The organism is Amycolatopsis sp. NPDC005003 (genome assembly GCF_053600695.1).
This window is the reverse complement of sequence record NZ_JBSGAI010000100.1, coordinates 1-11,746: the sequence shown is the minus strand read 5'-3', so window position 1 is coordinate 11,746 and position 11,746 is coordinate 1. Positions and strand designations below refer to the sequence as shown.

12 protein-coding genes are annotated in these 11,746 nt (G+C 68.9%); 6 read left to right on the top strand and 6 right to left on the bottom strand.

The features are described from left to right. Positions 1 to 276: 276 nt before the first annotated feature. Together ACWED2_RS47905 and ACWED2_RS47900 are read right to left on the bottom strand one after the other, a co-directional pair. On the bottom strand, positions 277 to 1,032 hold the full coding sequence (locus tag ACWED2_RS47905) for a decaprenylphospho-beta-D-erythro-pentofuranosid-2-ulose 2-reductase (protein WP_449697162.1): 756 nt from the start codon (positions 1,030 to 1,032) through the stop codon (positions 277 to 279). Beyond that, positions 1,029 to 2,363, bottom strand: coding sequence for an FAD-binding protein (locus ACWED2_RS47900; protein WP_449697163.1), 1,335 nt, complete (start codon positions 2,361 to 2,363; stop codon positions 1,029 to 1,031). The genes ACWED2_RS47905 and ACWED2_RS47900 overlap by 4 nt, the downstream gene beginning before the upstream one ends. Positions 2,364 to 2,568: 205 nt before the next feature. Between ACWED2_RS47900 and ACWED2_RS47895 the strand changes: the two genes are divergently transcribed. Next, a complete protein-coding gene (locus ACWED2_RS47895) occupies positions 2,569 to 3,036 on the top strand; it encodes a GtrA family protein (protein ID WP_449697161.1) in 468 nt (155 codons plus the stop codon). Positions 3,037 to 3,044: 8 nt separating this feature from the next. After that, positions 3,045 to 4,964, top strand: a complete 1,920-nt coding sequence (locus ACWED2_RS47890; RefSeq protein WP_449697160.1) for a glycosyltransferase — start codon at positions 3,045 to 3,047, stop codon at positions 4,962 to 4,964. A 66-nt stretch (positions 4,965 to 5,030) separates the two neighbouring features. Here the strand turns inward: ACWED2_RS47890 and ACWED2_RS47885 are convergent, their stop codons facing one another. Next, positions 5,031 to 5,276 carry a hypothetical protein gene (locus tag ACWED2_RS47885; protein WP_449697159.1) on the bottom strand — a complete coding sequence of 82 codons (246 nt, stop codon included), beginning with the start codon at positions 5,274 to 5,276 and terminating at the stop codon, positions 5,031 to 5,033. 112 nt (positions 5,277 to 5,388) lie between these two features. On the opposite strand from ACWED2_RS47885, the gene ACWED2_RS47880 reads away from it, so the two are divergent. The 4 genes from ACWED2_RS47880 to ACWED2_RS47865 all read left to right on the top strand — a co-directional run bounded on the left by ACWED2_RS47880 (position 5,389) and on the right by ACWED2_RS47865 (position 8,788). Next, complete coding sequence (locus ACWED2_RS47880) at positions 5,389 to 6,153, top strand: ESX secretion-associated protein EspG (protein WP_449697158.1); 765 nt, start codon at positions 5,389 to 5,391, stop codon at positions 6,151 to 6,153. Between the two features lie 129 nt (positions 6,154 to 6,282). Further along, the gene (locus ACWED2_RS47875) at positions 6,283 to 6,729 is read left to right on the top strand and encodes a hypothetical protein (RefSeq protein ID WP_449697157.1); all 447 of its coding nucleotides are present in this window, start codon (positions 6,283 to 6,285) and stop codon (positions 6,727 to 6,729) included. A gap of 6 nt (positions 6,730 to 6,735) precedes the next feature. Then, positions 6,736 to 7,305, top strand: a complete 570-nt coding sequence (locus tag ACWED2_RS47870; protein ID WP_449697156.1) for a DUF3558 domain-containing protein — start codon at positions 6,736 to 6,738, stop codon at positions 7,303 to 7,305. A gap of 10 nt (positions 7,306 to 7,315) precedes the next feature. Further along, positions 7,316 to 8,788 (top strand): hypothetical protein, encoded by a 1,473-nt coding sequence (locus tag ACWED2_RS47865; RefSeq protein WP_449697155.1) that lies wholly within the window; start codon positions 7,316 to 7,318, stop codon positions 8,786 to 8,788. Positions 8,789 to 8,845: 57 nt separating this feature from the next. Here the strand turns inward: ACWED2_RS47865 and glfT1 are convergent, their stop codons facing one another. From glfT1 to wzm, 3 genes are read right to left on the bottom strand one after another with little or no spacing between them, the layout of a single operon-like run. After that, a complete protein-coding gene (glfT1, locus tag ACWED2_RS47860; RefSeq protein WP_449697154.1) occupies positions 8,846 to 9,754 on the bottom strand; it encodes a galactofuranosyltransferase GlfT1 in 909 nt (302 codons plus the stop codon). Beyond that, entirely contained in the window at positions 9,754 to 10,569 is an 816-nt protein-coding gene (wzt, locus tag ACWED2_RS47855; RefSeq protein ID WP_449697153.1) for a galactan export ABC transporter ATP-binding subunit Wzt/RfbE, read from the bottom strand. Before wzt ends, glfT1 begins: the two co-directional genes overlap by 1 nt. Positions 10,570 to 10,572: 3 nt before the next feature. Then, a complete protein-coding gene (gene wzm, locus ACWED2_RS47850; protein WP_449697152.1) occupies positions 10,573 to 11,523 on the bottom strand; it encodes a galactan export ABC transporter permease subunit Wzm/RfbD in 951 nt (316 codons plus the stop codon). Between the last annotated feature and the right edge of the window lie 223 nt (positions 11,524 to 11,746).

Here is an 11,746-nt window from a genome sequence, read left to right as displayed (position 1 = left end):
CCCGGCACTGCCGGCCGTGTTGGGGCTTCGGATCGGGGTTGCGGGGAGGTCTGGGTGGCAGCCTGCCGCTCACAACGGTCAGCCAGCCGCTCACGCCGGTGAGCCAGCCACTCAGGCCGGTCAGCCTGCCGCTCACGCCGGTGAGCCACCTGAAAGGCCCTCCGACTTTGCCGGAACCCTGTCCAGGGAGGGGGGAGTTTTGGCCGCCGTCCCGCCCGCGATCGCTCCGAGCACGAAGTCGCCCGTGAACCCGGCCGTGCCGAGGGGCGGGAAGGGTCAGATCGGGAGCTTCCGGAAGATCGGCCGCGGCACGTGCCGCAGCGCCGACATCACCAGCCGGAACTGCGCCGGCGCCCACACCAGTTCCTTGCCCGCGCGGGCCGCGCCGACCGCGATCTCCGCGACCTGCTCGGCCGTCTGGGCCAGCGGGGCGTCCTTGAGCCCCTCGGTCATCTTCGTCTTCACGTGCCCCGGCCGGACGACCGTCACCTTGACCCCGAACGGCGCCAGCGCCTCGCCGAGGCCCAGGTAGAATCCGTCGAAACCCGCCTTCGTCGAGCCGTAGACGAAGTTGGACCGCCGGACCCGTTCGCCCGCCACCGACGACAGCGCGATCACCGTGCCGTGGCCCTGGGCCTTGAGTTTCTCCGACAGCGCCACCCCGACCGACACCGCGGCCGTGTAGTTCACGGTCGCCAGCTCGACGGCCTTCGCGTGGTCCTGCCACACCTCTTCGGGGTCGCCGAGCAGGCCGAACGCCACGACCGCCACGTCGATGTCGCCGCCCTCGAACGCCTTGGCCAGCACGGCCGGGTGCGAGGTCGTGTCCGCAGCGTCGAAGTCCACTGTGGACACCTCGGCGCCGCGGTCCTTCAGGCGCTGGGCGGCCGCCTCCAGCCGGGGCGACGGCCGGGCGGCCAGCACCACGCGCAGCGGCTTCTCGGCCAGGTACTTCTCGGCGATCGCCAGCGCGATGTCGGACGTGCCGCCGAGCAGGAGCAGGGACTGGGGGTTGCCCACCGCGTCGATCACAGTTCGAGCCTCCGGCTCATGTCAGAGGCGAAAACGCCTTCGGGGTCGATGGAAGCGCGCACCTTGCGCCACTCTTCGAGCCGCGGGTACATCTTCGCGAACGTCTCGGGCGAGGTGCGCGAGTCCTTCGCGGTGTACAGCCGCCCGCCCAGCTCCAGGACGTCTTCGTCGAGCTCCTGGCAGAACCGGCCCAGGCCGTCCTTGATCGGGAAGTCGACGCACACCATCCAGCCCGGGTGCGGGAACGACAGCGGCGCCGCGTTGCCCTCGCCCATCCGCTTGAAGACGTTGAGGAAGGACACGTGCCCCGACTCGGCGATCTTCTTGACGATGTTCCGCAGCGGCTCGTGCGCGTTCAGCGGCGTCGAGAACTGGTACTGCAGGAAACCCTTCGAGCCGTAGGCCCGGTTCCACTCGCCGAACATGTCGAGCGGGTGGTAGAAGGCGGTCAGGTTCTGGATCACGCCGCGGGCGGCCTTCGGCGTCTTGCGGTAGTACAGCTCGCCGATGGCGCCGAAGGTCAGCTTGTTGGCCAGCCCGTTCGGGAAGACGTCCGGCAGCGTCGCCAGCTGCGGGGCGTCGAACTTCAGCGGGTTCGCGCGCAGCTTCGGCGGCAGTTCGTCCAGCTTCGCGAGCGAGCCGCGGCCGAAGGCGGCGCGGCCGAGCTTCGAGCCGGTGGAGATCGTGTCGAACCACGCCGACGAGTACGTGTAGTTGTCGTCGGAACCGTTGCTGACCAGTTCGAGCGTCTCGTCCAGGTTGTTCGTGCGCTCGTTGTCCGCCAGGAAGTACGCGGTCTCGGTCTTGGTCATCCGGATCTTCGCCCGGACGATGATGCCGGTGAGGCCGATGCCGGCCACGGTCGCCCAGAACAGCTCGGCATCCGGGCCCTCCGGCGTCAGCGTGCGGAGCTGCCCGTCGGCGGTGATCAGGTCCATCGACACGACGTGGTTGCCGAAGCTGCCCGCGCTGTGGTGGTTCTTGCCGTGGATGTCGTTGGCGATCGCGCCGCCGATGGTCACCTGGCGCGTGCCCGGCAGCACCGGCACCCACAGCCCGTACGGCAGGGCCTCGCGCATCAGCTGGTCGAGGCTGACACCGGCGTCGAGGTCGACGAGCGCGGTGTCCGGGTCGATCGAGTGGATCCGGTTCAGCGCCGTCATGTCGACGACCAGGCCGCCGGCGTTCTGCGCCGGGTCGCCGTAGGACCGGCCGAGGCCGCGGGCGATCACGCCGCGTGCACCGGCCAGGGCCACGGCACGGGCGATGACCTCCACATCGGAGGTGGTCAGCACGTCGGCGGTGGTCGGTGCGGTCCGCGCCCAGCCCATGAGCGTGCGACGCTGTGTGTTGGGTGCTTGGGTCACCCGTCAAGTAAACCAGCGGCGCGAAGCGCCTCCGTTGAGGGTGGCGGCGGGGGCATGGATGGAGTAGCCACGCCCGGAAAGTGGCACTGAAGCCCTCCTCTCTACACTTTGCGCATCAAGGCACAAGCGCCCGCGCGGGTGACCGTGACACATGTGACGAGGTAAAGCAGTGGTGGCGACCGATCCGCAAGCCGACATAACGGCTGCGCAGTCCTCCCCGGGACTGCTGGGCCAGCTCATCCGCTTCGCCCTGATCGGGGGCTTTTGCGCCCTCGTCGACCTCGGCACCTACACGTTGCTGACGCAGGTGGCCGGGATGGCCACCTCACCGTGGGTCGACATCGCCCGCGCTATCTCTTTCATCGTGGGCACGACCACGGCGTTCTTCCTGAACCGGAAGTTCACCTTCGCCGGCGGCCGCCGCGACGGCAAGGCGCAGATCGGCTCGTTCGTCCTGCTCTACACCGTGACGTTCTTCGTCGCGGTCGGGGTGAACCAGCTGGCGCTGCAGGTGCTGCCGGAGTCCGCGTGGCAGCACACGCTGTGCTGGGCCGTGTCGCAGGCCACCGCCACCGTGATCAATTTCGTGATGCTCAAGTGGGTCGTTTTCCGCGAGCCGTCGACTGAGGAGAACTGAGGACTTCCATGCCCGGCAAGACAGCCACCCCGGCGCCGACCACCGAAGCCGGCCCGGCCGCCGAGACGCGGTTCACCGAGCACACTCCGCAGGGCCGTCTGACGGCGCAGCGCGGGCTCTACGCCGGCCCGGCGCCGATCGTCAGCAAGGACCTGTACGCCGAGCTCGAGTGGGGCGCGGCCGTGCGGGAACGTGCGACCATCACCCTCGAGCCGGCCTCCAAGGTGTCGGGCAACACGTACTTCGGCCGGTTCCCGGCCAGCTACTGGCAGCGCTGGACGAACGTGTCGGAGGTCTCGGTCGAGGCCGTCGTGACCGGCACCGGCCTGCTGTCCATGGGCGCGTCCGACGTCGAGGGCGAGCCGCGCGTGGTGGCCGCCGAGCAGGTCAAGGACGCCAAGCAGGCGAAGGTGTCGCTGACCGGCAAGCTGGACAAGTTCTACGACGGCGGCGCGCTCTGGCTCGACCTCGAGACCGAGGGCGGCCAGACGCTGCGCGTCGAGCAGGTCCGCTGGACGGTCGAGGCCCCGGCGAAGATCCGCCCGACCGCGGTCACCATCTGCACGATGAACCGCGCGGACGACTGCCTGAAGAACCTGCAGGCCCTCGCCGCGGACGTCTCGTCGCTGGAGACCCTGGACGCGATCTACGTCGCCGACCAGGGCACCGACCTCGTCGAGTCGCGTGACGGCTTCGAGCAGGTCGCCAAGGACCTCGCCGACAAGCTGCACTACATCAAGCAGCCGAACCTCGGCGGAGCCGGCGGCTTCACCCGCGGCCTCTTCGAGGTGGCCGGGCACACCGCCACCGAGCACGCGAACGTCCTGTTCATGGACGACGACGTCCTGCTCGAGCCGGACCTGGTGATCCGGATGACGGCGTTCTCGAACCGCGCCGCCGACCCGATCATCGTCGGTGGCCAGATGCTGAACCTGTTCCACCCGAACCAGCTGCACGTCGGCGCCGAGTACGCGCGGCTCAACACGCTCGAGCCCGGCCAGCCGGTCGAGCACTCGCTGACCACCGCCGACCTGCTCGGCGTGGACGAGGAGACGCTGAAGCCGAACCGCCAGGAGCGCCGCCTCGACGCCGGTTACAACGGCTGGTGGTCGTGCCTGATCCCCTACGAGGTCGTCAAGGCCACCGGCTACCCGCTGCCGTTCTTCTTCCAGTGGGACGACGCCGAGTACTCCTACCGGGCCCGCGCCCACGGCTTCCCGACCGTCACCCTGCCGGGTGCGGGCGTGTGGCACGCGGACTTCCACATGAAGGACTGGGACGAGTGGCACCGGTACTTCAACCTGCGCAACTCGATCATCACCGCGGCCCTGCACTCGCCGTTCAACCTGAACCTGCTTTCGCGGGTGCTGCTCGCGCAGCTGGTGCGCTACCTGCTCGGCATGCAGTACGGCCTCTCGGCGACGCTGATCAAGGCCGTCGAGGACTTCCTCAAGGGTCCCGAGATCCTGCGTGACGGCGGGGTCGAGGCGATGCAGGAGATCCGGCGGATCCGCGAGAACTACCCGGAGACCAAGCGCCACAAGGCGACCGACGTCCCGGGCATCGCCTCCAGCGACATCGGCATCATCAACACCCCGCCGCGGCCCCCCTTCCAGCGCGTGGTGCTGCTCAAGCGGGTGCTCGACCGGGTGCTCGGCCGCAGCCGCTTCGGGCTCGGCGCGGTGCCGATCGACGAGGCCAACTGGTGGCACATCGCGCAGTTCGAAACGGCGGTGGTCACCGACGCGAGCCAGGAAGGCGTCCGCGTCCGGTCCTACGACCGGGTGAAGATGTTCGCGCTGGCGAAGCAGGGCGCACGGGTCATCCAGCGGCTGCGCAAGGAAGGCGCGGCGGTGCAGGAGCAGTACAAGCGGGCCATGCCCGAGCTCACCTCGCGCGAGAACTGGAAGCGCCTGTACAAGCTCTGACGTGCTTCGCGAAGGCCGTCTCACGTGCGTCGTGAGGCGGCCTTCGCCTGTTTTGGATCGGCGCTGTCAGGCGTGCATGCCGAACACGGTGCTCTTCCGGGCGAGGTCGTCGACGTACGCGGCGGCGACGTGGGCGAAGTTGACCGTGACGGGCGAGTGGTCCTTGGTCGTCACCGTTTCGACGGCGCCGTCCTCGACCAGCTGGGCGAGCTTGCCCGCCAGCCGTCCGGATTCTTCGGTGGTCAGCGCGAACAGCAGCGGTTCGCCGCCGGTGGCGAGGTGCAGGACGAGGGCGGGTTTGGGGTCAGCCATGCGTCCATCGGACCAGCGCCGATCTTGCCCCGGCAAGCGGGTTCGCTGAGGGCGGAGGGAGTCGGCTACCGTCCTTGGCGAAAGACCGGAAGCACCCGGGGGGACGGAAACGATGCCGCACTCGTTCTCGCTGTCGCTGGCAGCGGTGGACATCCTGCTGGAACAGCTCGGGTTCGGCCGCGCGCCGACACCGTTCGAGGTGCCGCACGTCGGTACGACCGTCGAGCAGCGCGCGATGATCCGCGACGCCGTCATCCGCGACCTGTCCGGCCGCGGGCTGTGGAGCCGCGGGCGCCTCGACCCGGACGCCGAGCTGGCGCTGGCCACGTTCGTCCGCGGCAGCGTGACCATCAACGCGGCCGCCGAGCTGGGCGACCGCCACCTGTTCGCCCGCGTCGCCTCCGACGGCCAGTTCGCGGTGCTCGCCCGCCAGGAGGACAACCTCATCGTGTTCGAGGAGGTCCGCCCGACGGGCATCGTGCCGGCGATCGTCGACCTGCTCCCGCTGACGCCGGCGGCGCCCGGCCAGTCGGTGACGATCTCGCGGCCGGTCCAGCAGCCCCGCCACCAGCGCCGCGACGAGGCGTACGACCCGTTCGCCGGCGTCACCGGCCCGCGTTCGCAAAGCGGCGGCGGTGGCCCGCAGGTCCGCATGATCGAGCGCGTCTTCCAGGAGCCGAAGAAGCGCGTGGGCCAGTTCACGGCCCAGACCCGCGCCGGCACGTTCCCGCCGCTGGCCTGGTTCGACACCCCGAACGGCCGCTGGCTGATGTCGTCGCGCGCGGCGGCCGACGGCCAGCGCTGGATCACCTACGCCCCGGCCGACAACGCCCGGCTGGCCCAGCAGCTGTACGCCCAGCTCGAAGGCCAGTTCTGACGGTCCGGAACCGCGTGCCGCGTGGCTGCGTCGAAGGTGAAGATCGGTGAACGGCCGTGGCGGAGGGTGCCCGGCTAGTAGACTCCCTGGTGCACACGCACGGGTGAAGCGATTCGGGGTGGAACTGCGATGTTGATTGCCGACGGCGGGGGCGGAGGCTCGATCGCCGACATTGTCAACCCGCTCTCCTCGGCGAGCATGGGCGCCGCGGTCCTGGCCGTCAAGGCCGAGACGGACAAGCTGGTCGCCGCGGCCGCGAACGGTGGTTTCAAGATCACCCCGGAGGGGGTGAAGCCGATCCGGGACGCGCTGAACGAGCTGGTCACCGACCTGCGCGGGCTGGAGCAGACCACTTACACGCTCAACCAGTCGCCGCAGCTGGGCAACCACCCCTACGGGCACACCATCGCGGCCCACGACCAGAAGGGCGCGGCACAGGCGGACGGCTCCGCCGGCGTCGTGTTGGCCCAGCTCCGCGAGGTGGCCGAGCAGGCCGATCAGGCGCTTGCGCGTGCCGCCGGCCTCTACAACGCATCCGAGAACGCTGCTTTCGACGCCATGAAGTCCAAGCCGTAGGGAACGATGAAACTCCTCGCACGCGCTGTCCTGCCCCTCGCCGCGGGCGCCTTCCTGCTGGCCGGCTGCACGACCACCCAGCCCGGAACCGCGTCGCCCGCCGGGTCGGAGCCGGCCGCGCCCACGTCCGGCGGTTCGGCTTCGGCGGACCCGGGCAGTGCCACGACCACATCGCTGGAACCGTGCACGCTGCTCACCCCGTCCGACATCGGTTCTTACAGCACGTTCGGCGACGCCAAAGAGCAGAAGCTCGGTACGGCGCGTGTCTGCGGTTACCTGAACAAGACCACCACCGCGAGCGAAGAGAGCATGGGCATCAACGTCGCGATCCGCGATGACGCGCCCCTCGGTTCGGTCGTCGACACCGGGAACGGCATCAAGGACCTGGAGGTGAACGGCCGCAAGGCCAAGGAAGCGTCCAGCACCACGCCGCTGGGGTGCACGGTCGCCCTCGGCGTGGGGGACAAGGCACGCGTCGACGTGAACGTCACCTCGGTCAGGACCGTCGAGAAGGCCTGCCAGATCGCCGAGGACGTGGCCACGAAGGCCGTCGAGCCGAAGCTGCCCAAGGGGTAAGGGGACCCAGATGACGACACGACAGGGACCGCCGCCGAAGACCGCAGACAAGACGCCCCAAGAGGTCCAGAACATGGCGCCCGCCGAGCGGGATGCCTACCTGCAGAAGAAGGCCGAAGAGGGTGTCGACCCCGGCAGCTGGCTGTTCGGACCGGTCCAGCAGTGGATCGCCCAAGCCCAGGCGAAGAACCAGTCGCAGCAGATGGGCGACAAGAACGTCAAGGACGCCACCCGGGGCCGTGATGTCGAGTACGTCCAGGGCCTCAACGCACCCAACGCGGACTACAAGGGCACGGACCACACCCAGCTGCAAGCGTTCCTCCAGAGCAACCTGAACGTCGACCAGGTGTCTGAGGTCTCGACCGCCTACCACGAAGTCCACAAGGTCTTCGACAAGTTCGCGCAGTCGATGAACACCGCGGTCAACGCGTCCAAGGGCACCTGGGAAGGCAGCGCGGCCGAGAACGCGCAGCAGTACTTCACCAGCCTGAGCAAGTGGTCGGACGCCAACTCCCAGAACGCCAAGCTGGCCTCCGAAACCATCTACGACCAGGGCCAGGCCGCCGCCACGGCGAAGAACTCCATGCCGGCCCCCATCCCGTTCAGCTGGAAGGACGAGTTCAAGGACTGGGCCACCTCGAACCCCTTCAGCCTGCCCGACAACGTCGACAAGTCGCTTCAGAAGCAGAAGGACAGCCAGGCGGCGCACGACGAGGCCGCCAGCGTCATGGCGACCTACGACAAGAACCTCTACGAGGCCGCCTCCAAGCAGCCCGCCTTCGCGCCGCCGCCGAGCTTCAGCACCGGGGGCAGCAGCGGCGACCCGAACGGCACCGGCGACAAGAACGGCATCGACCAGCGGAACATCACCATGCCGGTGGGCAACCCGGTGAACACGCCGACCGGGACCCACAACAACTTCGTGCCCGGTACCACCGGGACACCGCAGTTCTCCGGGCCCGCCTCGACCACCGGGTCGGGGTTCGTGCCGTCGGGCACCACCACGCCGTCCGGCTTCACGCCCAGCTCGGTCCCGGCGGCGTCGACGTCGAACCAGAACCAGCAGTTCGGCGGGATGCCCCCGATGAGCCCGATGCCGATGGGCGGGATGAACTTCGGCGGCGACGAGGCGTACAACTCGAAGGTCGGCGGTGGCGGCGGGCGCGGCGGTGGCGGCGGCGGGTTCGGGCCCGGCGGCTCGAGCGCCGGCAACGCGACGGGCGCGGGTGCGGCGTCGGGCGCGGCCAGGCCGGGCGGGATCGGCGCCGCGGAAGCGGCCGCGGGGCGAGGGATGGGCGGTCTCGGCTCGGGTGCCGCCGGTCGTGGCGGCATGGGTCCCGGCGGCGGTGGCCTGGGCCGCGGCCAGAAGGGCGAAGGCGACGAGGACACCGAGCACTCGCGCCCGACGTACCTGGTCGAGGGTGACCCCGACGAGGTCTTCGGCACGGACATGCGCACGGCGCCGCCGGTCATCGGCGAGTGAGACGTCTAGCGGAAAGGGCCCCCGCTCCTCGAGCGGGGGCCCTTTCCGCTGGGACTCTCAGTAGCGGTAGAACTTCTCGGCGCGGCCCTGCCGCACCAGCTTCAGCCACTGCAGGAACGCCTTCGGGTCGCGCTTCACGCCCACGAAGTACAGTCCGAACCGGACGATCTCCAGCGCGCCGATCTTCCGCATGCCCGGCTGCGAAAGCAGGTAGCCGCGGTTGCGGTAGGTGTAGTACCGCTTGACCTCGTTCTCCGGGTCCTGCGCGTGGAACTTGCCGCCCAGCATCGGCTTGAACTCGTCCGAGCCGTCCGGGTGCAGGTACTTCGTCTTGAGCGACGTCCCGAACGGCAGCCCCGAACGCGCGAGCCGGCGGTGCAGCTCGACCTCGTCGCCGCGGAAGAACAGGCGCAGGTCCGGCACGCCGACGACGTCCAAAGTGGACGCACGGAAGAGTGCGCCGTTCATCAGGGACGCGATGCCGGGCAGGAAGTCGGTGCCCAGCTCGGACTGCGCACGCTTCCAGGTCAGGCCGCGGCGCAACGGGAACGCCAGCTTGTCCGGCGCGTCGATGTTCGACACCACCGGCGAAATCTCCGCCAGGTCCCGTTTTTCCGCTTCTTCCAGCAGGATAGCGAGGACGTTCTCGTCGGCCGGGCGCCCGTCGTCGTCGGCCAGCCAGATCCAGTCCGCGCCCAGCGAGAGCGCGTGCAGCATGCCCAGCGCGAACCCGCCGGCGCCGCCGAGGTTCCGGTGCGACGGCAGGTACGTGTGCGGCAGCGGGTAGTTCTCGACGACTTCGCGCGCGGAGTCGTCCGGCCCGTTGTCGACGACCACCAGGTGGTCGACCGGCCGGGTCTGGGCCGCGATGACCTTCAGCGAGTCCGCGAGCAGCTCGCGCCGGTGCCGCGTGACGACCACGCCGACGACCGCGCCGTCGGGCAGCTGCCGGGTCTCGCTGGCCATCATTCCCCGCCGTTCGTCGTCGCCACCGGCTCGATGCCGAAGCGCTCCAAGGTTTCCTGGCTCATGTTTTCGAAGGGGTCGCGCCCCTTGTACGACGTGAGGACGTCCCGCAGCGAACCCTGCTGCTTGAGGTGACCTTCGTCCATCCAGATGGCCGAATCGCACAGTTCGAACAGGAACTCGTCCGAGTGGCTGGCGAACACCAGGATGCCGGAGCGCTTGACGAGGTCCTTGAGCCGGTCGCGCGCCTTGTTGAGGAACGCCGCGTCGACCGCGCCGATGCCCTCGTCGAGGATGAGGATCTCGGGGTCGATCGACGTGACGACACCGAGCGCCAGCCGCACGCGCATACCCGTCGAGTACGTCCGCAGCGGCATCTGCAGGTAGTCGCCGAGCTCGGTGAACTCGGCGATGTCGTCGACCCGCTTCTCCATCTCCTTGGCGGTCATGCCGAGGAAGAGCCCGCGGATGATGATGTTCTCGACGCCCGAAATCTCCGGGTCCATGCCGATGCCGAGGTCGAACACCGGCGCGATCTTGCCCTTGATCCGCGACGAGCCGCGGGTCGGCTCGTAGATCCCGGCGAGCAGGCGCAGCAGCGTGGACTTGCCGGCGCCGTTGTGCCCGACCAGGCCGACGCGGTCGCCTTCACGCAGGCTGAGCGTCACGTCGTGCAGGGCTTCGATGATCGGCACCTTGGTGTCGGTGCCGATCTTGCCGCCGACCTTGCCGAGGACCTTCTTCTTCATCGACCGCGTCTTCGCGTCGAAGATCGGGAAGTCGACGAACGCGTTGTGGACGTCAATGGAAACCATGTGTCACACCCAATAGGAGACGCGGGCACGGTAGTTGCGCATCGCGACCAGCGCGAGAGCCCAACCGATGACGGTGATGGAGCCGACCACGATCCAGTTCCCGACCGAGAACTCCTGTCCCAGCATCGGGGCGCGAACCACCTGCATGAAGTGGTACAGCGGGTTCACCTTGACGATCGGCAGGATCCAGGAGGCGCCTTCGCGGGTGCCGCCGGTCATCAGCTGGTCGACCGGCCAGACGATCGGCGTGCCGTAGAACAGCAGCTGGATCAGCGAGTTGATGACCTGGGGGATGTCGCGGAAGCGGGTCGAGATGATGCCGAACAGCAGCGTCACCCACCCGGCGTTCAGCGCCAGCACCAGGAAACCGGGGATGGCGAGCAGGATGTTCCAGCTGAGGCCCGGGTGGCAGATGTGACCGGTGACGCACGCCCCGTCGCCCAGCAGCGAGTAGGGCTTGCTAAGCGCGCTGAAGAAGATCGCCACCACGGCCACGTAGACGATCAGGTTGTGGGCCAGCATCAGTGTCTGCCGCCACACCGTGCGCAGCATGTACACGCTCAGTGGCGCCGGGACCTGCTTGATCAGGCCCTCGTTCGCGATGAACGTCTCCATGCCCTCGGACAGGCAGCCCTGGATGAAGCCCCACAGGATGAAGCCCGTGGAGATGTAGGGCAGGAACACCTCGACCGGCAGCTTGAACAGCTGCGAGTACAGCAGCCCGAGCCCGATGGCGAGGACGGCCTGGCTGATCGTGATCCAGAAGGGCCCGATCACCGATCTGCGGTACCGCTGCTTGATGTCCTGCCAGCCCAGGTGACCCCAGAGCTCGCGGGCGCGGATTCCGGCCTTGATATCGGCGAAGGCGCGCGAGAACGTCTTGCTGTCCGACGTCAGGGGAGCCGACGTCGTCACGGGTGAGTCTGCGGCCTGAACCGTGCTGGTGGCATGCACGTGGACGAGGGTACCGATGGGCACTGGGCCGGTTCTCGGACGGCCCCTCGGCGGGGCGGGACCAAGCCCGAAAACTCCCCTGCTTTCCCTGAGGGGCGGTTTCCGGGGGTGGTTGCGGCATTGCTTTGGCCGACGGGCTGTTTGGTGCCCCGCCACCCCGAAGCCGGGATTGTGACTACGGCCGGCAGTGCCGGGTCAAGGCGGGAAAGCGTGCCTTGACCCG

Excerpts from the sequence above, each read along its gene's own strand:
- ACWED2_RS47900 (WP_449697163.1), bottom strand. The coding sequence starts at position 2,363 with ATGGGCTGGGCGCGGACCGCACCGACCACCGCCGACGTGCTGACCACC.
- ACWED2_RS47890 (WP_449697160.1), top strand. The coding sequence starts at position 3,045 with ATGCCCGGCAAGACAGCCACCCCGGCGCCGACCACCGAAGCCGGCCCG.
- ACWED2_RS47885 (WP_449697159.1), bottom strand. The coding sequence starts at position 5,276 with ATGGCTGACCCCAAACCCGCCCTCGTCCTGCACCTCGCCACCGGCGGC.
- ACWED2_RS47880 (WP_449697158.1), top strand. The coding sequence starts at position 5,389 with ATGCCGCACTCGTTCTCGCTGTCGCTGGCAGCGGTGGACATCCTGCTG.
- ACWED2_RS47875 (WP_449697157.1), top strand. The coding sequence starts at position 6,283 with ATGTTGATTGCCGACGGCGGGGGCGGAGGCTCGATCGCCGACATTGTC.
- ACWED2_RS47870 (WP_449697156.1), top strand. The coding sequence starts at position 6,736 with ATGAAACTCCTCGCACGCGCTGTCCTGCCCCTCGCCGCGGGCGCCTTC.
- ACWED2_RS47865 (WP_449697155.1), top strand. The coding sequence starts at position 7,316 with ATGACGACACGACAGGGACCGCCGCCGAAGACCGCAGACAAGACGCCC.
- glfT1 (WP_449697154.1), bottom strand. The coding sequence starts at position 9,754 with ATGGCCAGCGAGACCCGGCAGCTGCCCGACGGCGCGGTCGTCGGCGTG.
- wzt (WP_449697153.1), bottom strand. The coding sequence starts at position 10,569 with ATGGTTTCCATTGACGTCCACAACGCGTTCGTCGACTTCCCGATCTTC.